This is a genomic window from Kitasatospora sp. NPDC048239, from assembly GCF_043202015.1.
GTDB lineage: Bacteria > Actinomycetota > Actinomycetes > Streptomycetales > Streptomycetaceae > Kitasatospora.
On sequence record NZ_JBICZP010000003.1, the window covers coordinates 537,450 to 560,002 of the forward strand.

22 protein-coding genes, 1 tRNA gene and 1 pseudogene are annotated in these 22,553 nt (G+C 72.6%); 5 read left to right on the top strand and 19 right to left on the bottom strand.

From position 1 onward, the window contains the following. Positions 1-86 precede the first annotated feature (86 nt). A complete protein-coding gene (locus tag ACGFZP_RS10205) occupies positions 87-1,283 on the top strand; it encodes an SPFH domain-containing protein (protein WP_392930613.1) in 1,197 nt (398 codons plus the stop codon). Further along, entirely contained in the window at positions 1,280-2,344 is a 1,065-nt protein-coding gene (locus ACGFZP_RS10210; protein ID WP_392930616.1) for a C40 family peptidase, read from the top strand. Before ACGFZP_RS10205 ends, ACGFZP_RS10210 begins: the two co-directional genes overlap by 4 nt. Before the next feature lie 110 nt (positions 2,345-2,454). Here ACGFZP_RS10210 and ACGFZP_RS10215 read toward each other — a convergent pair whose 3' ends face one another. Then, positions 2,455-3,417: an aldo/keto reductase gene (locus tag ACGFZP_RS10215; protein WP_392930619.1), complete on the bottom strand. Its 963-nt coding sequence runs from the start codon at positions 3,415-3,417 to the stop codon at positions 2,455-2,457. A gap of 173 nt (positions 3,418-3,590) precedes the next feature. Here ACGFZP_RS10215 and ACGFZP_RS10220 point away from each other — a divergent pair, with 173 nt between their 5' ends. Continuing rightward, positions 3,591-3,788 (top strand): hypothetical protein, encoded by a 198-nt coding sequence (locus ACGFZP_RS10220; RefSeq protein ID WP_387947861.1) that lies wholly within the window; start codon positions 3,591-3,593, stop codon positions 3,786-3,788. Between the two features lie 36 nt (positions 3,789-3,824). Here ACGFZP_RS10220 and ACGFZP_RS10225 read toward each other — a convergent pair whose 3' ends face one another. The 8 genes and pseudogenes from ACGFZP_RS10225 to ACGFZP_RS10260 form a co-directional block, all read right to left on the bottom strand. Continuing rightward, complete coding sequence (locus ACGFZP_RS10225; protein ID WP_392930622.1) at positions 3,825-4,808, bottom strand: endo alpha-1,4 polygalactosaminidase; 984 nt, start codon at positions 4,806-4,808, stop codon at positions 3,825-3,827. 22 nt (positions 4,809-4,830) lie between these two features. Then, positions 4,831-5,526 carry a spherulation-specific family 4 protein gene (locus tag ACGFZP_RS10230; RefSeq protein WP_392930625.1) on the bottom strand — a complete coding sequence of 232 codons (696 nt, stop codon included), beginning with the start codon at positions 5,524-5,526 and terminating at the stop codon, positions 4,831-4,833. Then, the gene (locus ACGFZP_RS10235; protein WP_392930628.1) at positions 5,523-6,434 is read right to left on the bottom strand and encodes an NAD-dependent epimerase/dehydratase family protein; all 912 of its coding nucleotides are present in this window, start codon (positions 6,432-6,434) and stop codon (positions 5,523-5,525) included. Before ACGFZP_RS10235 ends, ACGFZP_RS10230 begins: the two co-directional genes overlap by 4 nt. 131 nt (positions 6,435-6,565) lie before the next feature. Beyond that, a pseudogene (locus ACGFZP_RS10240) lies at positions 6,566-7,273 on the bottom strand (NDP-sugar synthase); the annotation flags it as partial. A 72-nt stretch (positions 7,274-7,345) separates the two neighbouring features. Beyond that, a complete protein-coding gene (locus ACGFZP_RS10245) occupies positions 7,346-8,338 on the bottom strand; it encodes an SDR family NAD(P)-dependent oxidoreductase (protein WP_392930631.1) in 993 nt (330 codons plus the stop codon). A gap of 100 nt (positions 8,339-8,438) precedes the next feature. Continuing rightward, positions 8,439-9,965 (bottom strand): hypothetical protein, encoded by a 1,527-nt coding sequence (locus ACGFZP_RS10250; protein WP_392930634.1) that lies wholly within the window; start codon positions 9,963-9,965, stop codon positions 8,439-8,441. 64 nt (positions 9,966-10,029) lie between these two features. After that, complete coding sequence (pelF, locus tag ACGFZP_RS10255; RefSeq protein ID WP_392930637.1) at positions 10,030-11,535, bottom strand: GT4 family glycosyltransferase PelF; 1,506 nt, start codon at positions 11,533-11,535, stop codon at positions 10,030-10,032. A 109-nt stretch (positions 11,536-11,644) separates the two neighbouring features. Continuing rightward, on the bottom strand, positions 11,645-14,002 hold the full coding sequence (locus tag ACGFZP_RS10260; RefSeq protein WP_392930640.1) for a hypothetical protein: 2,358 nt from the start codon (positions 14,000-14,002) through the stop codon (positions 11,645-11,647). A gap of 413 nt (positions 14,003-14,415) precedes the next feature. Between ACGFZP_RS10260 and ACGFZP_RS10265 the strand changes: the two genes are divergently transcribed. Further along, positions 14,416-15,351, top strand: a complete 936-nt coding sequence (locus ACGFZP_RS10265; RefSeq protein ID WP_392930642.1) for a tyrosine-protein phosphatase — start codon at positions 14,416-14,418, stop codon at positions 15,349-15,351. Positions 15,352-15,438: 87 nt separating this feature from the next. Here ACGFZP_RS10265 and ACGFZP_RS10270 read toward each other — a convergent pair whose 3' ends face one another. The 8 genes from ACGFZP_RS10270 to ACGFZP_RS10305 form a co-directional block, all read right to left on the bottom strand. Next, positions 15,439-16,353, bottom strand: coding sequence for an RNA polymerase sigma factor SigF (locus tag ACGFZP_RS10270; RefSeq protein WP_392930643.1), 915 nt, complete (start codon positions 16,351-16,353; stop codon positions 15,439-15,441). 190 nt (positions 16,354-16,543) lie between these two features. Continuing rightward, complete coding sequence (locus ACGFZP_RS10275) at positions 16,544-17,485, bottom strand: RNA polymerase sigma factor SigF (RefSeq protein ID WP_392930645.1); 942 nt, start codon at positions 17,483-17,485, stop codon at positions 16,544-16,546. A gap of 269 nt (positions 17,486-17,754) precedes the next feature. Continuing rightward, complete coding sequence (locus ACGFZP_RS10280; RefSeq protein ID WP_387947881.1) at positions 17,755-18,048, bottom strand: Dabb family protein; 294 nt, start codon at positions 18,046-18,048, stop codon at positions 17,755-17,757. Between the two features lie 61 nt (positions 18,049-18,109). Continuing rightward, complete coding sequence (locus ACGFZP_RS10285; RefSeq protein ID WP_174315669.1) at positions 18,110-18,274, bottom strand: hypothetical protein; 165 nt, start codon at positions 18,272-18,274, stop codon at positions 18,110-18,112. A 439-nt stretch (positions 18,275-18,713) separates the two neighbouring features. Continuing rightward, a tRNA-Ser gene (locus ACGFZP_RS10290) sits at positions 18,714-18,803 on the bottom strand. Positions 18,804-18,923: 120 nt separating this feature from the next. Continuing rightward, positions 18,924-19,433 (bottom strand): tRNA adenosine(34) deaminase TadA, encoded by a 510-nt coding sequence (gene tadA, locus ACGFZP_RS10295; RefSeq protein ID WP_392930648.1) that lies wholly within the window; start codon positions 19,431-19,433, stop codon positions 18,924-18,926. Between the two features lie 39 nt (positions 19,434-19,472). Further along, complete coding sequence (locus ACGFZP_RS10300; protein WP_392930650.1) at positions 19,473-19,973, bottom strand: hypothetical protein; 501 nt, start codon at positions 19,971-19,973, stop codon at positions 19,473-19,475. 259 nt (positions 19,974-20,232) lie between these two features. Further along, positions 20,233-20,469, bottom strand: a complete 237-nt coding sequence (locus ACGFZP_RS10305) for a hypothetical protein (RefSeq protein ID WP_392930652.1) — start codon at positions 20,467-20,469, stop codon at positions 20,233-20,235. 185 nt (positions 20,470-20,654) lie between these two features. Here ACGFZP_RS10305 and upp point away from each other — a divergent pair, with 185 nt between their 5' ends. Then, positions 20,655-21,290, top strand: coding sequence for a uracil phosphoribosyltransferase (gene upp, locus ACGFZP_RS10310; protein WP_387947889.1), 636 nt, complete (start codon positions 20,655-20,657; stop codon positions 21,288-21,290). A gap of 64 nt (positions 21,291-21,354) precedes the next feature. Here upp and ACGFZP_RS10315 read toward each other — a convergent pair whose 3' ends face one another. Together ACGFZP_RS10315 and ACGFZP_RS10320 are read right to left on the bottom strand one after the other, a co-directional pair. Continuing rightward, complete coding sequence (locus ACGFZP_RS10315) at positions 21,355-22,011, bottom strand: LytR C-terminal domain-containing protein (RefSeq protein WP_392931031.1); 657 nt, start codon at positions 22,009-22,011, stop codon at positions 21,355-21,357. A gap of 234 nt (positions 22,012-22,245) precedes the next feature. Beyond that, positions 22,246-22,542, bottom strand: a complete 297-nt coding sequence (locus ACGFZP_RS10320) for a type II toxin-antitoxin system VapB family antitoxin (RefSeq protein ID WP_030061387.1) — start codon at positions 22,540-22,542, stop codon at positions 22,246-22,248. Positions 22,543-22,553 lie beyond the last annotated feature (11 nt).

Below are 22,553 nucleotides of genomic sequence, written 5' to 3' on the forward strand. Positions count from 1 at the left end.
ACACCGACCACGAGGATCCGTGCATGGACGTCACCCGCGATTCTTCGCAGCGACCCGACCACCTGCCGAAAACGCTCCCCCCGGCGTTGCCGGAACGTTCCGCCTCCGGTTCGAGCCCGCTGGCCAAGGCGGGCCGGAACGCCACGCCGACCGGCCCGGCCACCGCGCCGATGGCGGTCGTCCCGCTCCCGGCGGCCACCTCGGGCACCCCCGTCGACCTGCGGGATCCCCTGGAGACGGCCGTCGCGGAGGCGCTGGCGATCCCGGACCCGGCGCCGGCCGGAGCCGTCGCCGCCGTCACCTCCCGCCGCCCCCCGCGGGCCGACCAGGCGTTGCGCGAGCACGCCGCCGGCACGGTGCCCGGCTGGATCGCCCTGCTGGCGCTGCTGGTCGGGGTGGCCGCCGTGCTGCTGGTGCTGCTGCACGACGGCGTCATCCCGGCCTGGGACGCGGTGCCCGACCTGCGCAGCGCCGCCGCGAAGGCGAGCGGGGGCTCCGAGGTGGACGCCCGGTCCATCACCGCCGTCACCGTGGCCGGTCTGCTGATCCTCGTCGTGCTGGCCGGTCTGCTGGCCAACGCGGGTGGCGAGACCAGGGTGCTCAGCCGCTGGGGCCGCTACCGGGGCACCGTCCGCCGTACCGGCCTGGTCTGGATCAACCCGCTGCTGCGCCGCCGCCGGGTGGACGTACGGCTGCGGCACTGGCGCAGCGAGCCGGTGAAGGTGGTCGACCGCACCGGCACACCGATCATCGTCCGGCTGCTGATCGTCTGGCGGGTCAAGGACACCGCCCGGGCGCTGCTGGCCATCGAGGACCACGAGAACTACCTGCGCGAGCAGGTCCAGGCGGTGCTGACCCGCACCGCGTCCATGCTGCCCTGCGACAGCAACGCGGCGCCCGGGCCCGCGCTGCGCGACGGGCAGTGGTTCGCCGACGAGCTGACCCGGGGGCTGGCCGCCGAGGTCGCCCCGGCCGGTCTGGAGGTCTACTCGGCGCAGCCGCTGGCGCTGGACTACGCGCCGGAGGTCGCCGAGTCGATGCGTCGCCGCCGGCTGGCGGACCTGGACGCGGGCCTGCGCACGGTGCTGGTGGACGACGCGGTGGAGGCCGCGGCGCTCGCCGTGCGGCGGCTGGAGCGCGCCACCGCGCACGAACTGGACGAGGCCGCCCGCAGTGCGCTGATGGAGCAGCTGCTGGTCGCCTTCGTCGCCCCGGCCGGAGTGGCCGCCTCGGTACCGTCCCCGGCCGCCCGGGCCGGGCGGAAGGAAGGACGACCGGCATGAGGATAGCCACCGGCACGGACGCCGACTTCGACAGCGCGTTCGACATCGACATCGACATCGACGCCGACGCCGCGCTGATCGGGTTCGAGGAGATGCTCGGCAGCATTCCGGCGATGGCGGGGTGCGGCTGCCTGAACTGCGCCGGTCGCCCGCGGACCGCGCGAGGGGCGTCGGCCGGTGCGGGCGGCGGCGGACGAATACACCGCGCCGTGCGAAGTACCTGCCTGGCCACCACCGTGCTGGCGGGTGCCGGTGTGGTCGGCCTGACGGCCGGTGCCGGGTCCGCGCACGCCGCGGCCGGCAAGCAGGGCTGGGACGGCTCCAAGTACTGGTTCAAGAACGCCGACGGCAGGTGGCGCTACACCAGCCACTACGACGTGTACGCCGACCACATCGCCAAGCCCGCCGGCTCCAGCGCGTCCGGCGCGTCGGGCGGTTCCGGTGGCTCCGGCGGTTCGAGCGGCAAGGCGGCGGCCTCCAACGGCTCGGCCGCGTCCTCCGGGATCAGGCAGGGCTGGGACGGCTCGAAGTACTGGTTCAAGAACGGTGGCGGCGAGTGGCGGTACACCAGCCACTACGACATCTACCTGAGCCGAACCGGGCAGTCCGGCGCGTCCGGTGCCTCCGGCGGTTCGGCGCCCGCCCAACCCGCGGCCCGACCTGCGGCCAAGCCCGCCGCGCCCGCCGCCTCGGCCTCCGGCAGTACCGAGGCCGCCGTCGAGTACGCGCTCGCCCAGCTCGGCAAGCCCTACGTCTGGGGTGGCAACGGCCCGTCCGGGTACGACTGCTCGGGACTGGTCCAGCAGGCGTACCGGCGCAGCGGGATCAGCCTGCCCCGGGTGGCGGACGACCAGTACGCGGCCACCACGCCGATCAGCGCCGGGCAGCTGCGCCGCGGGGACCTGGTGTTCTGGTCGGACAGCGGCCGGGCCTCGGGCATCCACCACGTGGGGATATACCTGGGCGGCAACACGTTCGTCGAGGCGCCCAGGCCGGGCAAGACGGTGCGGATATCCACCATCAGCAACGGCTTCCGCCCGACCCACTTCGGCCGTCCGTAGCCGATGAGCGCGGGGCCTTCGCCGGGAGTCGTCCCGGCGAAGGCCCCGCGTGCTGCCCCGGACTGGTCCGGCCCACGGCCCACGGCCGGCGGACGGTCCGGCGCGCCGGGTCAGCGGGAGGCGGCGTCCAGCAGGGCCGTCTGCTCCGGGGTGAGCCGCAGCGAGGCGGCGGCCAGCAGCGGGGGGAGCTGCTCGACCGTACGGGCGCTGGCGATCGGTGCGGCGACGGTCGGGCGGGCGGCGAGCCAGGCCAGCGCGACGGTGGCGAGCTCGACACCGTGCTCGGCGGCGACGGCGTCCAGCGCGTCCAGCACCTTGGGGCCGCGCTCGTCCTCCAGGTACCGGGCGGCGCCCTGGGCCCGGGCACTGTCCACACCCGGGCCGCCGGGGCGGTACTTGCCGGTCAGGAAGCCGGAGGCGAGGGCGAAGTACGGCACGGTGGACAGGCCGTGGTCGGCGACCGTGTCGGCCAGCGCGCCCTCGAAGGTGGCGCGCGAGACCAGGTTGTAGTGCGGCTGCACGGCGACGTACCTGGCCAGGCCCTCGCGCTCGGAGAAGGCCAGCGCCTCGGCGAGCCGCTCGGCGCTGATGTTGGAGGCGGCGATCTCGGCGACCTTGCCCTCCTTCACCAGCTCGTTGAGCGCGCTGACGAACTCCTCCACCGGGGTGTCGTCGTCCCGGTGGGTGTAGAGCAGGTCGATGCGCTCGACGTCGAGCCGGCGCAGCGAGGCCTCGGTGGCGGACTTGATGTTGGCCGCGCTCAGGCCGGTGGCCTCGGGGTGGATGCCCACCTTGGTGGCGACGACGAGGTCGTCCTGGCGGCCGCGGCTGCGCAGCCACTTGCCGATGATGGTCTCGGACTCGCCGCCGCTGTTGCCGGGCACCCAGGAGGAGTAGGTGTCGGCGGTGTCGACGAAGTTCCCGCCGGCGGCGGTGTACGCGTCGAGCACGGCGAAGGACTGCGCCTCGTCCGCCGTCCAGCCGAAGACGTTGCCGCCGAGGGAGAGCGGGAACACCGCGAGGTCGGAGGTGCCGAGCTTCACCCTGGGGGCGTCACTGTGGTTTTCGGTCATGAGTGAAGTCAACCCGATCGGGTCGGCGGCGATTCCTCGGACCCGCAGGTCTTCACGAGCTTGTCGTGTCGCCGTTGCACTGGGCGGGCACGATCGCGCGGGCGGCCGCAGGTGATCACCGGGGCGGGGTCCGGGGTGTCGTCGAGGCGGGCGGATTCGTTAGAGTCCCTGCCATGGCTGACAACGACTACGACCCCGCCGGCAGCACCCAGATGTTCCGGGCGTTCGTCGACGAGACCCCGGCACCCCAGGCACCGGGCTCCGTCTCCACCTACAGCAGTGGCGGCAACCGCCGGACCGGCGTGATCGCGGCGATCGCCGTCGTCGCGGTGGTCGTGGTGGCGGCCGTCATCTGGCTGGCGGTCAAGTAACAACTGGTGCCTGGCGGCCGAGTGGCCCCTGCTCCCTCAGCAGGGCCGCCGCCAGGCGTCCAGTTCGAGCTTCTTCTGCATCGAGCTGAAGCCCAGGGCCTTGGTCTGGGCGCAGAACTTCTCCGTGCCGAGCTTGTACTCGACGTGGAACACCGCCTTGCCCGCCTGGATGAAGGGCGAGAGCCGGGCGCACTCGTTGAACTGCGAGCACTCCTCGTTCACGGCGAAGTCGAAGTCGCCCAGCAGGGCGGGGATCTGGTCCAGATCGTTCTTCAGGCCGATCGCCAGGCCGCGTTCGTGGGCGAGCGCGGCCAGCATGCGGTTGTACCGGAGCTGGTCCTCGGCGGTCAGCGGGAAGCCGCTGTCCTGGTTGTAGGCCTCGATGGTGTCCGGCTCGACCGCGTCGAAGCCCTTGGACCTGCACATGTCGAAGCGGGCCGCCATCAGTGGCTTCAGCTGGTCGAGCTTGCGGATGTCGAACCACTTCTCGCCCTTCCAGCCGTTGCCGCCGCCCTGCAGGGCCTTGGCGAAGGCGGCGGAGTCGGGGCGGAAGTCCTCCCAGGAACCGGCGTTGATGTAGCAGATCACCTTGCGGCCCTTGGCGTGCAGCGCGGCGACCACCGAGGCGTCGGTCTCGAAGCCGTCGATGTCGTAGACCGGGACGTCCACCGACTGGTCGACGCCGCCGCCGAGCTGCCACTGCCAGGCGAGGCCGGGGGCCGGCTGCCAGCGGGAGCCGGCGGGCTGCGGCGCCGGACCGCCGGTCGGGGTGCCGGTCGGGGTGCCCGCCGGAGCGCTGGTCGGGGTGCCCGGGGTGCCGGGGACGCTCGGGGTGCCCGGGGCGCTCGACGTGCTCGGCGTGCCGGGCACGGGGGCGGCGGTGGCCGCGGGGGGCTGCGCGCCGGTGGCGTCGGCCGAGGGGTCGTCCTCGTCCTCCGAACCGGAGCTGCTGCACGAGGTCGCCAACAGGGTGGTGGCGAGGGCGAGGGCGGCCAGCAGGGGCCGGGTACGGCGGGTCACGGTACTCGAACTCCGGATCGGGTCAGGTAAGTTCAGCGGCGGTCAGACCGTACGGCAGGGTGCGCCAGGGGTTCTCCCCGGCGCCGGGGACGGCGCAGCCGACGCCGGCCCGGCGGGCGGCGATCAGCGCGGCGGCCTCCCTGGCCAGCTCGGCGGGCACGTCGTACACCAGGTGGCAGAAGCGGGCGGCGGCGTGCCTGCCGGTCCACAACGGCAGGGTCATCGAGCGGTACGCCTCCCAGTCCCCCTCGAAGGTGACCAGCAGGTCGGCGAGGCCGACCTCGGCGTACCCGGGGTCGGGGTGGTCGCCGTGGCCGAACACCACGGTGCCGCAGCCGGCCGCCCGGGCCGCGGTGGCCAGCCGCCGGTAGTGGGCCAGCGCGCCCGGATGGGTGGCGACCTGGTCGAGGTAGACGCCGGTGATGCCGTGCCGCTGACGGTACGTCAGGATGTCGGCCACCACGGCGGAGTGGGGCCTTCGGCCGTAGTCCGTGTCCGCGTAGCCGAGCAGCGGCAGGCCCACCGCGCGCAGCTTCTCGGCGGCCTCGGCGAAGACGTTGTCGGGGGCCTCGCCCGGGCCGTCGGCCAGGTTGAGCACGACGGCGGCGATCCGGCCCGGTTCGGCGGCGGCGACCGCCTGCCAGGCCGCCGGGTCCACCGCGGGGTGGACGTACAGCGGCACCAGCAGGCGGCCGTCGGCGTGGCTGACGCCGGTCATGCGACGACCGGGGCGGCCGGAGCGGTGCTGAGCCAGAGATCGCGCAGGGTGTCGGCGAGTCCGGTCTCCGGGTGCCAGCCGAGCTCCCGGGCGGCGGCCGAGACGTCGGCCTGCTGCCAGGAGACGGCGGCCGAGCGCTCGGAGCCTGCCCCGCTCTCGTCGATCCGGCCGGTGAACCCGGCCGCCGCGGCCAGGCCGTCCGCGATCGCCCGGACCGGCCTGGCCTGTCCGGAGGCGAGGTTGAGCACCCGGGGCAGCGGGCGCTCGGCGGTGACGGCCAGGCCGACCGCACGGGCGATGTCCCGGGCGTCGACGAAGTCGCGGTGGGCGGAGAGGTCCCCCACCTTCACCACGCCCTCGGCGCCCTCCGGCGCCGCCCTGCGCAGCTCGGCGGCGAGCCGGCCGGGCAGCGAACCGGCCGGCGCGCCGGGGCCGACCGGGTTGAACACCCGCAGCACCACGGCGTCCAGCGGCGAGCCGGCCACCGCGAGGGAGCCGGCCAGCTTGGTCGCGCCGTAGACGCCGACCGGGCGGGCGTCGGCGTCCTCGGCGAGCGAGGTGCCGGATTCGCAGACGCCGTACTCGCCGGCCGAGCCGATGTGCACCAGGCGCGCCTTCGGAGCCCCCTGCTGGAGGGCCTCGCAGAGCACGGCCGGGCCGCGGGCGTTGACCTCGGCCAGGGTGACCGCGCTGCCGGCCACCGCGCCGGCGAAGTTGACCACCGCGTCGGGGGCGAGCGCGGCCAACTCCTCGCCGAGCGGGCCGGCCTGGGCGGTGGCCAGGTCCAGGCGCAGGTCGTGGTCGGGCCGCCGCCCCGCGGTCAGCACGGTGGCACCGGGCAGTGACCGCAGGACGGTGGCGGCGTGGCGGCCGAGGAAGCCGTCCACACCGAGCAGCAGGATTCTCACGCGGCCCGTCCGTCGTTCCCGGGGCCGCCGGCGGCGGCCGGCTGCCCGTCGGCGCTGTCGGCTGCGGTGCGGGCGGCCGGGATCGGCAGCTCCGGCCCGTCCGGCACGGCGTACAGGCCCTCGGCCGGCTCGCCCGGCAGCAGCAGCGAGCGGTTGAGCGTGAACTCGGCGTTGGCCCGGTCGTAGTCGTCCGGGCGGCCGATGTCCAGCCAGTAGCCGCCGAACTCGTAGGCGGCCGGCGGGGTCTTGGCGGCCAGCAGGTCCAGCACCAGCTCGTCGAAGCCCAGCGGCAGGCCGGGGGTGTACGCGGCGAGCGCGGAGCGGGACACGCCGTAGACGCCCATCGAGACCCGGTAGTCGATGCTCGGCTTCTCCTGGAAGCCGGTGATGCTCCCGGACTCGGTGGTCAGCACGCCGAAGTCGATCTTCACCTGGCGGGCGTAGGTGGCGATGGTGAGCGGCGCCCCGGACGCCTCGTGGTGCTTGAGCACCCCGGCGAAGTCCAGGTCGGTGAGGATGTCGCCGTTCATCACCAGGAAGTGCTCGGGCAGCCGGTCCTGCATGGTGAGCAGCGGGCCCATGGTGCCGAGCGGGCTGTCCTCGACGGCGTAGCCGACCCGCAGGCCCCACTGCGAGCCGTTGCCCACGTAGGCGCGGATGATGTGGCCGAGGTGGCCGATGGCCAGGGTGACGGTCTTGAAGCCCGCGGCGGCGAGCTGGCGCATCACGATCTCGAGGATCGCGTGCTGGTCGCCGATCGGGACGAGCGGCTTGGGGAGCGCGGTGGTGTACGGGCGCAGGCGAACGCCCTTACCGCCGGCCAGGATCACTGCATGCATGGTGTTTCCCCCACGGAAGTCGGTGCGACAGGAGCCTTCGGGTCGGATTACCGGATGCCAGGACGGCGAGGATCAGACGTTGTAGATGTCGGTCTTGTAGCGGGCCAGGTTGGCCGGGTCGCGGAAGAACTCGATGGTCTGCTCCAGGCCCTCCTCCAGGGAGAAGGCGGGGGCCCAGCCGGTGGCGGTGCGCAGCCGGGTGGCGTCGGCGACCAGGCGCATGACCTCGGAGTTGGTCGGCCGGATGCGCTGCTCGTCCTCCTTCACGGTGACGTCCACGCCCATCAGCTTGCCGACCAGGGTGACCAGGTCGCCGACCGAGATCTCGCCGCCGGTGCCGGCGTTGAAGGTCTTGCCGACGACGGCCTCGGCGGGGGCGGTGCCGACCGTGCGGAAGGCGCTCGCGGTGTCCTTGACGAAGGTGAAGTCGCGGGTCGGGCGCAGGTCGCCGAGGGTGATCTCGCGCTCGCCGGCGGCCAGCTGGGCGATCACGGTCGGGATGACGGCGCGCATCGACTGGCGCGGGCCGAAGGTGTTGAACGGGCGCAGCGTGACGACCGGGGTCTCGAAGCTGGCGTGGTAGCTGTCGGCCAGCCGGTCCCCGCCGGCCTTGGAGGCGGCGTACGGGGACTGGGTGTTGATCGGGTGGTCCTCGGTGATCGGCACGGTCTGCGCGGTGCCGTAGGTCTCGCTGGTGGAGGTGTGCACCAGGCGGGGGATCTCCAGGTGGCGCACCGCCTCCAGCACGTTGAGGGTGCCGGTGACGTTGGTCTCGATGTAGGAGTGCGGGGCCCGGTAGGAGTAGGGGATCGCGATCAGGGCGGCCAGGTGGTAGACCGCCTCGGTGCCCTTGACCAGGCCGTTGACCGAGCCCGGGTCGCGGACGTCGCCAAGGACGATCTCGACCGAGTCGAGCACCTCCTTGGGGAGGGTCTCCAGCCATCCGAAGGACGAGAAGGAGTTGTACTGGACCATCGCGCGGACCTGGTGGCCGTCCGCGACCAGGGTCTCGACGAGGTGGGAGCCGATGAAGCCCTCGGCTCCGGTGACGGCGACGCTGCTCATGCTGGGTATTCGCTTTCTCGGTGATCGGGGACGGGCTGGGCGGTGTGTGGTGGCCCAGCCGGGTGTGCTGTGCGGTGGTGCGGTTCGGGTCGTGCTCGGTTCAGCGGTGCTTGGTGGTGCGGCCGAGCACGGGCCCGGCGATGGCGGTGAGGACGACGGCCGCCGCCCCGCAGCCGATGAGCTGCAGGAGGGTCGGGTCCACACCTGTCAGCAGCCCGGCGCACTCGGCGCCCGCGGCGGCCAGACAGATCAGGGCGGTGCTCCAGCTGAGCCCGAAGGCGTTCAGCAGCAGCGCCAGCCAGAGGGAGCCGCCGAGCAGCAGCAGCGCGCCGAGCTCGCGGACCCCGAGCGCCGGGGCGCCGGGCCAGAGCACGGTGGCGGCGGCGTCCAGCGCGGCCACGGTGGTGAGGTAGATGAACAGGCAGCCGAGCAGCACGCCACCGGTGCGGCGGACGAACTCGGCGGCGGTGTGGCTGGTCCGCAGTGCCGCCACGGCCATCGCCCGGTAGCGGAAGAGCAACCACTCGGCGAGGCCGAGGCTGAGCGTCAGCGCGATCATGGCCGGCCCCGTCGGGCTGGTGGCCGCGCCGTCCGCGGCCCCGGTGCGGACCGCCTGGTGGACGGTGGCGCCGAGGCCGGCGATCAGGGTGAGGGTGCCGACGGCCAGGCCGAACAGCAGGTGCGGGATCTCGTGCCGCAGCGGCAGCCGCAGCACGGTGGCGTCCTGTTCGCTGCGCAGGCAGCGGATGATCTCGCGGGTGGCCAGGCCCAGCGCCAACCCGAGCGAGGCCAGCAGCACGACCGTCCGGGCCAGCTGCGGTACGTCCACGGCCAGCACCACGCCCGCGCCGATCGCCGACGGTGCGAGGGCCACCAGCAGGAACTTCTCCCGGCCGAGGACCAGCAGCACGGTGGCGGCGGCCAGGTAGCCGGACTGCCCGGCGGCGAAGCCGAGCGAGCCGAGCGGCCCGCCGACCACGTACCCGGCGATGGCCGCGGTCAGCGCGCCGACCGGTGCGCCGACGGCCAGGCAGATCCCGGCCGCCCGGCGCCGGCCGCGGCCGAGCCAGGCGTACGAGCGGTGCGCCAGCGCCTGGTTCCAGGACCAGCTGACCAGGGTGGACACCGAGAGCGCGAGCATGCCGGAGGGCAGGCCGAAGCGCATCCGGGTGGCCGCGAACAGGTTGGCGCCGAGCAGGTAGCCCAGGCCGGGCAGGGCGAACACCAGGCCGCGGACCACACAGCGCCAGGGGTCGGCCCGCCAGGGGTTGGCGAACTCGGAGCTCGGGCCGGGGTAGCGGCGCTCGACCTTCTGGAACAGCTCCTCGGCGACGGTGAACGCGTCGGGGCGGCCGTACAGCAGCGCCGCCTGCTCGTCGGAGAGGCCGTCGGACTCCAGGTAGGCCGCGATCTCGTAGGGGTGGACCGCGTCGGCGCAGACGTCGGCCAGCCGGTCGGCCAGCTCGTCCAGCGGGTCCGGCGAGAGGTCCAGCTGCTCGTCGGGCTCGGTCCGCTGCGCGGGCAGCACCGGGCGGCGGCGCTTGCGCGGCAGGGTGCGCAACTGCACGGTCTGCTCGGCCCACTCGGGGCCGGCCTCGTCCGGGACGAGGCGCAGGGGCCCGCTCATGCGTTCACCTCGCTGCGCTCGGCGGCCGCTTCGCGGGGTGCGCGCCGGTCGATGGTCTGGTCGTTCACGCGCCCACCTCGCTGCGTTCGCCGAGGGCCACGGGCTCGTCCCAGTCGGCGGGTGCGCCGTCGGCGACGGCGACCACGCCGTTCGGCAGCCAGCGGGAGGTGCCGAGCAGCTCGGTGTAGATGCTGCGGAAGCCGTCGATGTTCTGGCGGAGCGTGAACTGCTCGATCACCCGCAGCCGTGCCTGCTCACCGAGCCGGGCCCGCCGCTCGGGGTCGCGCAGCAGCTCGATGGCGGCGGCGGCCATGGGTTCGGGTTCGCGCGGAGGGACGACCAGGCCGGTGTCGCCGACGGCCTCGCGCACGCCGCCCACGTCGGTCGAGACGGTGGAGCGGCCGCAGGACATGGCCTCGATCAGGGTGAACGGGAAGCCCTCGCTGATGCTGGAGAGCATCACCACGTTCCCCGCCGCGTACGCGTCGGTGATGTCCGCGACGCGGCCTTCGAAGGCCACCGAGTCGGCGACGCCGAGCTCGGCGGCCAGGGCTATGCACCGGTCGCGGTAGGCCTCGCCGCCCTTGGGCGTGCCGCCGAACAGCCGCAGCCGGGCGTCGGGTATCTCGCGCTGCACGATCGCGAAGGCCTGGATCAGCGTCTCCAGGTCCTTGATCGGGTCGACCCGGCCGGCCCAGCTGAGCGTCGGCGTCTCGGGCTCCGGTCCGGCGGGCGGGAACGCCGCCGGGTCCACGCCGTTGTACACGGTGCGGATGTGGGCGGACGGCGTGCCGCCGCGCTCCTCCCAGCGCCGGTTGTACCGGTTGCCGGGGGTGACCAGCGCGGCCCGCCGGTAGCTCTCCTCGGCGAGCATCCGGTAGAAGCCCAGCAGCAGCGCCTTGACCGGCCAGCGGTAGGGGCCGGTGCGGTAGCCGAGGTAGCGCTCGCGCAGGTAGATGCCGTGCTCGGTCAGCAGGAACGGTACGCCGTACTGCTGGGAGGCGATCAGCCCCGGCAGGGTGGCCAGGCCGCCGCTGGCGGCGTGCGCGACGCCGTCCTGGGGCGGCTCGACCGACAGCGGGCGCAGCGCGTGCTCCAGCAGGTCGGTGGCGTTCAGCGCGTCGTGCAGGGTGGGCCGGGAGACGGCGGTGGAGAGGTAGTCACGGGTCCAGACGTGCTGGAGGGTGCGCAGGGCGCGCTCGCTGCGCAGCGCCGGGCTGAGCAGCCCGCGCCGGGCGAGGTCGGCGAAGCCGTACAGCTCGGTGCCGAAGTGGGTGGTGTAGACCGGGTCCAGGATGGAGTGCAGGAACCGCTCGTAGGCGTTGAGGAAGCGGCGCATCTCCTTGCCGCGCGGTGCTCTGGCCTCGATGGCCGGGCCCCACAGCGGGGCGGTCGTGACGGACCGCACGTTGGCCGGCAGCTCCCAGGCCAGTGGTTCGTGGCCGGTTCCGGTGACCGCGACGATGTCGAAGTCCACGTCCGGCATGCCCTGGACGAGCTGGTCGCACCAGACGCTCACGCCGCCGTGCTGGTGCGGGTACGTCCCCTCGGTGAGCAGGGTGACTCGCATTGCCTGTCCCCCCTCCTGTCCTTGCGTCAAGCGCCCGGCGCGGATGGCCGGGTCGGGTTACCGGTGGTGGGGCCGGGGGACGGCCCGGCCCCACCACCGGTATCACCTGTTAACGGGTGCCGGGCTGACCGGCGGTCTTGCGGGCGGGTTCGGCCTTCCCCCCGGAGGCCTTGCCGCTCTTGGTGCTGCCCTTGGCGACGCCCTTGGCGTTGCCGCCGGTGACGCCCTTGCCGGCCACCGGAGCGCCGCTGCCGGGCACCAGGGTCGGCGCGTCGGTCCGGGCGGTGTCGCTCGGGCCGGCCGGGACGGCGTCGGCGGTGCCCTGGGGCACCACCTTCTTGTCGGCCGGCGCCGGCGCGGTGACCGCCTTGGCGGCGGCGTTCGGCGCGGCGACGGCCGGGGTCGCCGGGGTGTTGGCCGCGGTCAGCTTGAGCGTGACGCTGCTCTGCAGCTGTGCGGGCTTCACCCAGCCGGACAGCGTACCGGCGTAGGCGGTGCCGAAGGGCGCGGTTCCGATGGAAACCTTCTGGGTGGTGCCGGTCGGCATGGTGGCCTGGATCTGGACACCGGCCGGGGCGCTCACCGTGACGGTGTCGCCGACCCGGTACGCGGTGACCTGGCCGGACGCCAGGGCCGTGCTCCACGCCGCGCGGCGCTGGAACTCGGCGCCGATCTCCTTCTGCGGGAGGTTCACGACCGGGGCGTTGTCGGCGTGCAGCGAGCGGTAGGTGGAGAGGATCCGCTCCAGCACCGGGTAGACGATCCGGTCCTCGGACAGGTTCGACTGGTGGATGAAGTGCGGGCGCGGGTCGTTGCTCAGCACGTGGCCGAGGTCGATCCGGGCCTCCAGCGGCACGATGTACGACTGGTAGCCGGTGTTGACGTTCAGCGGCGTCGGCAGGCAGGTGGAGTTGGCGTTGTTCTCGCAGACGCCGCTTCCGCCGTTGGCCACGCTGGTGTAGATCCAGTTGTACTCGTCGGCCTCCTCCTTCGCCGTCCCGGCGTTGTAGAAGACGTTCATCGGGTACCGCGGCACGGTCAGCACGGACGAGCCGACGGACCGCTGGGCGGGCTCGCGGGAGGCGTCGCTGGCGGTCCACTTGACCCCGTTGGCGACCAGCGAGGGCGCCAGGTACGGGTTGTCGCTGGTCTCCTGCGGGGCGGTCAGCAGCCCGGAGTGCTCGCCGGTGACCAGCTCGGTCTTGTCGATGACCAGGCTGTGCGCCGCGGCCCAGTCGATGTTGTTCTTGACCTGGGAGGTGATGGTGGCCTGGTCGACCCAGACGGTGCCGCCCGCGGCGTCCTTGGTGCACTTCCACGGGACCACCGAGACGTCCTGCAGGCAGCCCAGGTACGGGTGCGTGTAGGTGTGGTTGACCCACCGGTAGCTGGCCTGGTCGGCGACCATCTGGTCCACCACCGGGTCGGCGGTGACGCTGTGGTCGGCCTTCCAGTCCTCGCTGCCGCCGCCGTTGAACACCATGTCCATGGTGAAGTTGTTGGCGGTCTGCCACTGCTTCGCGTACTGCGCGTCGGCGGCGTTCATCCGGATCGGGTTGGCCGTCTCCGGGGTGCCGGGCGGGCAGGTGACGTCGCCGGGGGTGCACTTGAGCACGGTGTCCCAGCGGTCGTCCGCCAGGAAGACGTCGTCCACGTGGGCCGCGAAGTAGTTGCGGTCGTACCCGAGGTGCACGCCCTGGGTGATCCAGTCGACGATGCCCCGCGCCAGCAGGCGGTACTGCTGCTGGTACTGGTTGTAGACGAAGGTGACGACCAGTTCCTTGCGGCCGTCGTGGCTGTACTCGCCGACCAGCGAGCCGCGGGCGGTGGAGCCCGGGATCGGGGCGTCCACCAGCGGCGTGAACGAGGCGCCGGCCGGCGGCGAGGCCAGCGGGGTGGCCAGGTAGCCGTAGCTCTCGTCGACGGTCGGGTCGTTGTCCTCGAACGGGACGGCGCCCTTGAGGTAGCCGAACGGGCCGGCCGTGCCGGCGCCGGTGACCTGGGCCTGGACACCGTCCAGCTTGCCCATGTACCCCGGGTCCTGCGCCCAGTTCAGGCCGACGTCCGGCCTGGCGTAGGTGTAGGCGTCGACCTGGCGGACGCCGAAGGCGGCCTCGTAGGTGGCGAGCGCCGTCATCTCGGCCGAACCGGCCGTGAAGGGGTTGTCGTTGGGCATCACGATGCCCTGGTACTTGCCGCGCGGCTGGCCGTTGACGGTGTCGCTGAGGAAGGCGGCATCGATGACCGGACGGTTGGCGTCGTTGAGATTGACGATCTTGTACGGGGTGCCCTGGCTCTTCAGCTCGGCGGCTATGGCCGCCGTCGCGGGGCCGCCATCGTCGATCACCAGGACCGTGAGGTCGATCCTGGGAGCCGTGGTGGCGCCGTGTGCGAGGGACGACTGCAGGCCGCCGGCCAGCAGGACGGCTGCCGCGCAAGCGGCAACTCTTCGGGTCGCTCGACCCATGTGTGTTCCTCCCCTGGGCAGGGCGCTCCGCTGCTCGGCGCTCATCTGCCCGGTCGCTGTTCGCGGGCAGCAGGCTGCCCGGCGCCCATCCTGGTGGAGACTCCGCACCGATTGGGACCAAATGGGCGGGAGTGCAGCGAATCTGTTACCAACGTTCATGGCGATGCCATGAAGGCGCTGATTGTGGCCGGAAGTGGACCGGTTACGCAAATAATGAATTGAAAATTAAAAAGCGCTGCCGGAGCGTTACCGCTGGTCACCAAGCGTGTGGCTGGGGCGGGGGTGGCGCGCCCTACACTGGCGGCGTTGCGCGTGACACTCTTGCACATCTGTCCGTTCTGGTGGGCAGGTTCATGCAATATCGCGCAGGGTTGTGCCATGTCACAGTCCGAATATCCATTGGAGGGCACCGGGTGACCGAGCAGCAGACCGAGAACGTCGTTATCGAGGCCGCCACGGGGGCCGCGGAGAACGATCCGGCGGCCCGGAGCCTCGGGCTGCGCGGGGCCGTCAACGCCCGCGATCTCGGCGGCTACCGGACGGCCGACGGCCGGGTGCTGCGGCACGGCGTCGCGCTGCGCAGCGACGGTCTCAACCGGCTCACCGACGCGGACCTCGACCTGCTGGTCGCCCTCGGCCTGCGTCAGGTGGTCGACCTGCGCAGCCTCGACGAGGTCCGTGAGGCCGGCCCGGACCGGGTCCCCGGTCTGCCGGTCGCCGACATCGCCGCCGCCGAGCTGTCCGCCCGGCCGATCACCGTCGAGCGGACCACCGCGGACGGCATCACCCTGCACCACCTGCCGGTCTTCGCCGCCGACTTCGACATCTACGTGGCGCTGCGCGACGCCCTGGCCGACCGCAGCCCGGAGAAGCAGCACGCCCTGCTGGGTGACGGCCGGGCCGCCGCGATGATGGTCGGCCTCTACCGCTGGTTCGTCACCGACGCGGTCGCGCGCGAGCGCTTCGCCACCGTGCTGCGGCTGCTGGCCGCGCCGGACGGCGCGCCGCTGCTGTTCCACTGCTCGGCCGGCAAGGACCGCACCGGCTGGACGGCGGCGATCCTGCTCACCGTCCTCGGGGTGGACCGCGAGACTGTGTTCGCCGACTACCTGCTCACCAACGAGCGCTCCGCCGAGATCGTCGAGAACATCGTCGACAGCTTCGGCACCCGCGGCCTGATGCAGGATCCGGGGCTGCTGCTGCCGGTGTTCCGGGCCGAGCGAAGCTACCTGGAGGCGGCCTTCGCCGAGGTCGAGGCCGGCTGGGTCACCTTCGAGAAGTTCTGGCAGGACGGCCTGGGCCTGGACGACGAGGTCCTGGCGGGCCTGCGCGCCAACCTGCTCGCCTAGGGGCCCGCCCGCTCAGGACCTGTCAGGCCGGACCGGCCGGACGGGTCCTGGCCGCGTCCGCCCGTTCCCACCGGGCGGACGCCGCCGTCACCCCTCGTTGGTCAGGCCCTCGCGCAGCTGGGTGAGGGTCTTGGTGAGCAGCCGGGAGACGTGCATCTGGGAGATGCCGATCTCCTCGCCGATCTGCGACTGGGTGAGGTTGCCGAAGAAGCGCAGCATGATGATCCGGCGCTCCCGCGGCGGCAGCTTGGCCAGCAGCGGCTTCAGCGACTCGCGGTACTCCACGCCCTCCAGGGCGAGGTCCTCGTAGCCCAGCCGCTCGGCCAGCGGCCCGTCGCCGTCCTCCTCGCCGGGGCTTGAGTCGAGCGAGCTCGCGGTGTACGCGTTGCCCACCGCGAGGCCCTCGACCACGTCCTCCTCGCTGACGCCGAGGCAGGTGGCCAGCTCGGCGACGGTGGGGGAGCGGTCCAGCTTCTGCGCCAGCTCGTCGCCGGCCTTGGTGAGCGCCAGGCGCAGCTCCTGCAGCCGCCGCGGCACCCGCACCGACCAGCTGGTGTCCCGGAAGAAGCGCTTGATCTCGCCGACCACGGTGGGCATCGCGAAGGTGGGGAACTCGACCCCGCGCTCCGGGTCGAACCGGTCGATCGCCTTGATCAGGCCGATCGTGCCGACCTGGACGATGTCCTCCATCGGCTCGTTGCGGCTGCGGAAGCGCGCGGAGGCGTACCGGACCAGCGGCAGGTTGAGCTCGATGAGGGTGTCGCGGACGTAGGTGTGCTCCCCGCTGCCGGGCTCCAGGACGGCCAGCCGCAGGAAGAGCGAGCGGGAGAGCGTCCGGGTGTCCAGCCCGGCGCCCGGAGGGGCGGGTGGGGCCTCGGGGACGGGTGTCGCGGCCCCGGCCCGCTGGGCCGGGATCAGGTCGGCGGTGACCGTCGCGGTATCGGCGTCGCCGACGTGGACCAGCGCCCCGTGGATCTCCGCAGTGCCGAGCTCTCCGGACATGCGCCCACCCCCTTGTGACTGACATTTGAACGGGTGCCGCCGTGCGGGGGTTCCCGCACGGTGCCCTCCCCCTCCATACCGGCCCACCGCCCCCGGCAAACCCGAACGTCGCAAGATGTCACGCGTCGGTAACGCGTAGCAATCTTGATTCGGACATTCATTTGCCCCGGACTGTCCGGGATTATGACGGTCAGTCTTCCCAGGAATTGCCGGTTCGAAGCCTGGTCAGGATGCGCGAAAGTAGCCGGGACACATGCATCTGGGACATGCCAAGCTCGGTGCTGATCTGCGACTGGGTCAGATTGGCGAAGAACCGCAGCATGACGATCCGCCGCTCCCGCTCCGGCAGCTGGACCAGGAGGTGGCGGACCATGTCCCGGTGTTCGACCTCGTCCAGCGCGGCGTCCTCGTAGCCGAGCCGGTCGAGCAGGGCGAGCCCGCCCTCGTGCTCCTGCGCGGCCTCCAGCGAGGCGGCGTTGTAGGCCCGCCCGGCGTCCAGGCAGGCCCGGACGTCCTCCTCCGGGATGCGCAGGCTGGCGGCGATCTCGGGGACCTTGGGGGCCCGCCCGTGCATCACCGTCAGCTCCTCCATCGCGCCGCTGACCTGCACCCAGAGCTCCTGGAGCCGGCGCGGCACGTGCATGGTGCGGACGTTGTCGCGGAAGTACCGCTTGATCTCGCCGAGGATGGTCGGCAGCGCGTACGTCGGGAACTGCACGCCCCGGCCCGGGTCGAACCGGTCGATCGCGTTGATCAGGCCGATCGTGCCGACCTGGACGACGTCCTCCATCGGCTCGCTGCGGCTGCGGAAGCGGGTCGCCGCGTAGCGCACCAGCGGGATGTTGACCTCGATCAGCGCGGCCCGGACGCGCTCCCGCTCGGGGGCGTCCGCGGGCAGCTCGGCCAGCCGCTCGAACAGCACCCGGGTCAGGGTCCGGACGTCCACCACGGGGCGGCCGCCGGGGCCGCGCAGGCCGTCCGGGCGCAGCTCCCCGGCCGGGCTGATGATGGCGGCCAGGACCTCGTCCCCCGGTGGTGGCGGCGGGGGCCGCTCGGTGGTCTGCTCGGCGGCCTGTGGGCCGGTGGGCCCGGTGCCGGTGTCCGGCGCGCTCCCTGGTGTCCGCACGGACACGTCACCCCTCCCGAATTCGATGAATGGCGGGACCTGCGGATCGGGAGTCGCGTTTCGTCTCACCACCTCGCCATGTCCGGCAAAACCGGTCATAGCATCACAAGGCGGGCACAGGTCGGGCAAGCACCGTGTGGAGGTGTGTTGGTGGGGTGGTGACGCCCCGCCGAGCCTCCGGGGACCCTGCCCGGGGCACCGTTCCGGCACACACCAAGGCGCCCCGCCCGGGTCTCGGGCGGGGCGCCGCGGCCGTTCGGGGGGTGGCCCGGGGATCAGACCTCGATGTCGGCGATCACCCAGGTGGCGAACTCGCGCCATTGCCCGGCCGCGGCCTGGTGGGCCGGATGGGCGATGTAGGACTGCAGCGTCTCGCGGTCCGAGACGAGGCTGTTGATCGCGTAGTCGTACGCGATGTCGCGGTCGGTGGTGTTCCAGCCGCACTCCCACTCGCGCAGCTCGGGGATGAGCGCGCCGAGCTCCTCGAACGCCTTGGCGCCGGCGACCGCGCGCGGGTCGTCCTTGGTGACGCCTTCGTTGAGCTTGAACAGGACCAGGTGCCGGATCACGATGCCGCTCCTCGCGGACGGGGGGTGAGGGTCCCGCCCACCGTAGCCGCTGCCGGTGGGGCTACTTCACCAGCCCGGTCATGAAGGTGCCGATCGCCTTGGCGGCGTTCGAGATCCCCTCGAAGCCGAGCTGGACGAGTTCGGCGGCCCGGGCCGGAGAGGTGATGATCGTGTAGAGCACGAAGACGAGCAGGAGAACCATGCCGATCTTCTTCGCCTGCGCCATCCGGTGACCTTCCTCCCTGCTGTGGGCCGCCGCCACTCGGTCCCCGAGCGGCCCTCTGCATTGGGCAGCTTATCCACCGGACGGCCTATCACGTGTGCGACGCGTTCACCCGGCGGGACGAAGGTCCCCGCGAGTGGGGCCTTTCTCCGGGTGCCCCGGCGCGAGCGGTGCAGCACGATGGGTGGTGTACCGGGGACCTGGCAGGAATTCCCGGTACGTGGATCCGGAGCCCCCGCTGTGGGACCGGGCGCCGCGACTCCCCCCGACGCGGCCCCGGTTGTGGGACTCCGCCCGGGGGAGCGGTTGGTCCCCCGAGCCGCTCCCCCCTTCAGGCTCCGTACTCGCCGGGCGTTGGTGGTCATCGGCCTCGGGTGCGGAGTTCTTTCGTGCGGGGGAACGACGAAGGGCCCGTCCGGATCGGACGGGCCCTTCGTGATGCTGGCGGTAGCGGTGGGATTCGAACCCACGGTGAAGTTGCCCCCACACACGCTTTCGAGGCGTGCTCCTTTGGCCGCTCGGACACGCTACCAAGGGGAACTCTACCGGACGGGTGGCGCCGTCACGAAATCCGTATCCGGGCGGGTGTTCCGGTCCAGGTCAGCGCCGTGGGTGCGGCGCAGGGCGGCCGTGGCGGCGGATCGGGCGGGCGTCAGCGGTGGGTTTCGAAGAACTCGCGCAGCTGCTCGCCGCACTCCTCTGCCAGGACGCCCCAGACCACCTCGGGGCGGTGGTTGAGCCGGCGGTCGCGCATCACGTCGAAGAGCGAGCCGGCCGCGCCGGCCTTCTCGTCGAGGGCGCCGTAGACCACCCGGTCGATCCGGGACAGCACGATGGCGCCCGCGCACATCGTGCAGGGCTCCAGGGTGACGACCAGTGTGCAGCCGCTGAGGCGCCACTCGCCGAGCTTCTCCGCCGCCTGCCGGATCGCGACCACCTCGGCGTGCGCCGTCGGGTCGCCGACCGCCTCGCGCTCGTTGTGGCCGCGCCCGAGCACCTCGCCGTCCGGGCCCAGGACGAGCGCCCCGACCGGGACGTCCCCGCCGGACGGCGCCAGGGACGCCTCGGCGATGGCGAGGCGCATCGGCGCCGCCCAGCGGTCGCGGACCGGGTCGGGGCGGACGGGGGCGGGCAGTGGTGCTATCTGCGGGGCGGACTGCATGACATCCAGTGTCCGGTATCCCGGGGCGGGCACCGGCCGCTACCGGACCGCCTCCAGGACCTCTCCGCAGCCGAGCGCCTCGGCGATCTCCTCCAGGGCGTCACCGGGCACCGCGCCCTCGCCGCTGAGGGCGAGCAGCTCGTCGGCGGGCAGCCCGAACTCGCCGAGCAGGTGGGCGTCGCCGAGCGGGCCGACCGGGACGCCGCCGTGCGGGGAGTCGGCGTCCTCCTCGTCCAGCTCCTCGGCCTCCTGCTCCTCCTCCAGCTCGGCGACCAGGTTGTCGAGGTCGCCGAACTCGCTCTCGCCGGCCTGGTCGACCAGCTCGTCGGTGAGGACGGAGCCGTACGAGCTGCGGGCGGCGGCGGCGCCGTCCGACACGAAGATCCGCGGATCCTCCTCGCCGTCCACCCGGACGATGGCGAACCAGGCGTCCTCCTGTTCGATGAAGACCAGGACGCTGTCGTCGTCCTGGGCGGCCTCGCGGGCCAGATCGGCCAGATCGGCCAGGGTTTCGACGTTGTCGAGTTCCGCCTCGCTCACATCCCACCCGTCCTCGGTGCGAGCAAGCACTGCAGCGAAGTACGCCACCAGGGACACTCCCAGGATCTCGGTCTCGGCTGTCGGCGCTCTCGGGCAACGCGGAATCTGGCCGCCCCCGCGCCAGAGGCGGTCCGCTGTTCGGACCGTCCCATCGGAATCGTGACAGAAAGCCCGCCCTTGCGGGGGGTGTTCGGCAGCGCGTCTTTGCAGGTCGTGTCGGAAGCACGGGCCGGATGCCGGTGAACGGCCGCCGGTCCGGTCAGATCCGGAAGGTTCGCATCCGCATGGCCTCGCGCATCCGCCGCTCCTTCGTCCGGCGGGGCTGCACCCGCTCGCGCAGTTCGCGGGCCTCGGCGAGCTCGCGTAGGAAGGCGGCCCGCCGTTTACGGCGTTCCGCCTCGGTCTCCGGATGGTCCGGGGGCGGCCCGGAGAGGCCGCTCGACGGGCTCTGTGGCTCGTCCGCCGAGCCGCCCCCGGGCTTCGGGTTGCTCGTCATACGACGTGACTTTCCCAGATCGGCCCGGTTGATACCACAGGAGGCGGTTTCGCCCGGGCATTCGCGGTGCGTCACGGCGTGTCACGTCTGAGTGAGCCCGGCCGCTCCGCCGGCCGGGTCAGGGTCCGGGCCGGGCGGGCCACGGCGTGTCGTACGGGCGTCCGGTACCGGGCTAACCTCGACGCATGCGGATCCACGTCGTCGACCACCCGCTGGTCGCCCACAAGCTCTCCACCCTGCGCGACGAGCGCACCGACTCGCCGACCTTCCGTCGCCTGACCGACGAGCTGGTGACCCTCCTCGCCTACGAGGCCACCCGGGACGTCCGCACCGAAGAGGTGGAGATCACCACGCCCGTGGCGGTCACCACCGGCACCCGGCTCAGCTACCCCCGCCCGCTGGTGGTGCCGATCCTGCGGGCCGGCCTCGGCATGCTGGACGGGATGACCCGGCTGCTGCCGACCGCCGAGGTGGGCTTCCTCGGCATGGTGCGCAACGAGGAGACCCTGGAGGCCTCCACCTACGCCACCCGGATGCCGGACGACCTCTCCGGCCGCCAGGTCTACGTGCTCGACCCGATGCTGGCCACCGGCGGCACGCTGGTCGCCGCGATCCGGATGCTGATCGAGCGGGGCGCCACCGACGTCACCGCCGTCGTGCTGCTGGCCGCCCCCGAGGGCGTCGCGGTGATGGAGAAGGAGCTGGCCGGGCTGCCGGTCACCGTCGTCACCGCCGCCGTCGACCAGCGGCTGAACGAGAACGGGTACATCGTCCCCGGCCTCGGCGACGCGGGCGACCGCCTGTACGGCACCGCGGGCTGACCTCCCCAGAACGGCTGAGAGCCCCCCGGCGCGGTGCCGGGGGGCTCTCGTACGTCCGGGCGGCTCAGCAGCTGCCGGTGGCGCTCGGGGTCGGCGAGGGCTTGGTGGCCAGGGCCAGTGCGGCGGCGGCCTGGGTCTCGTCGAGCAGGGCGTTGTAGCTGTCGCCGACGACGACGTCCACGCTGTTGTCGGTGCGGGCGTCCGTGGTGACGGTGGCCCCGGCGATCTGCGAACTGATCAGGGTGGCCGCGCCGGCGCCGGCCGGACCGGCGATCACCACCGCGGTGCCGGGCACCTTCTTGTCGAGCTCGGCCGGGGCGTTGCCCTTCTTGTCGACGGCGAAGCCGCGCTTGGTGAACTCGTCGGCGGTCCGCCCGGCCAGGCCGGCCTTGGTGGTGGCGTTGAAGACGTTCACCTTGAAGGCGGCCGGCTGCGGGACGGCGTGCGGGTCCCCGCCGGGGGCGGCGGGGGAGGCGTCCGGGGTGGGCGCGGCCAGCGGCTTCCCGGACTGGGTCGCGCAGGCCTGGGCGGAGGAGTGCCTGAGCTTGCCGCTGAAGATGTCCCACAGCTGGACACCGCCGAGGGCGATCAGGGACAGCGCGAGGATCGAGCCGATCAGCGCCAGGACCTTGCGGCTCTTCTTAGGCGGCCGGCCCAGCCGCGGATAGGCGTTGCCGGTGATGCGGTACTGCTTCCCCTTCAGGCCTTGGGGAGTCAACATGCTCACGTTTTGTCTCCCCCTCGTGCCAGGGCGGGGTTCGTGTGACGGGTCCGGCCGGCGCGGAGGTGCGCCACGGATCGCGGCCGTAGTCAGCAGATTAGTGCCGTCCGGCTGTGAAGGTACTAAATGATCATCATCTGGAGTACGGCGGCACCCGAAAGGGGTACCGCAGACGTGCGGACCGCCCCCCGGGGGTGGCCGGAGGGCGGTCCGACGGCAGGTCGAAGGGGCCCGTCACTCCATTTCGAGGACGCGCGCGTGCAGGACCTGGCGCTGCTGCAACGCGGCCCGTACGGCCCGGTGCAGCCCGTCCTCCAGGTAGAGGTCGCCGTGCCACTTCACGACGTGGGCGAAGAGATCGCCATAGAAGGTGGAGTCCTCCGCCAGGAGGGTTTCCAGATCGAGTTGGCCCTTGGTGGTCACCAGCTGGTCCAGCCGCACCGGGCGCGGGGCGACGTCCGCCCACTGGCGGGTGCTGGTCCGGCCGTGATCCGGGTACGGCCGCCCATTGCCGATGCGCTTGAAGATCACACGGAAAGCCT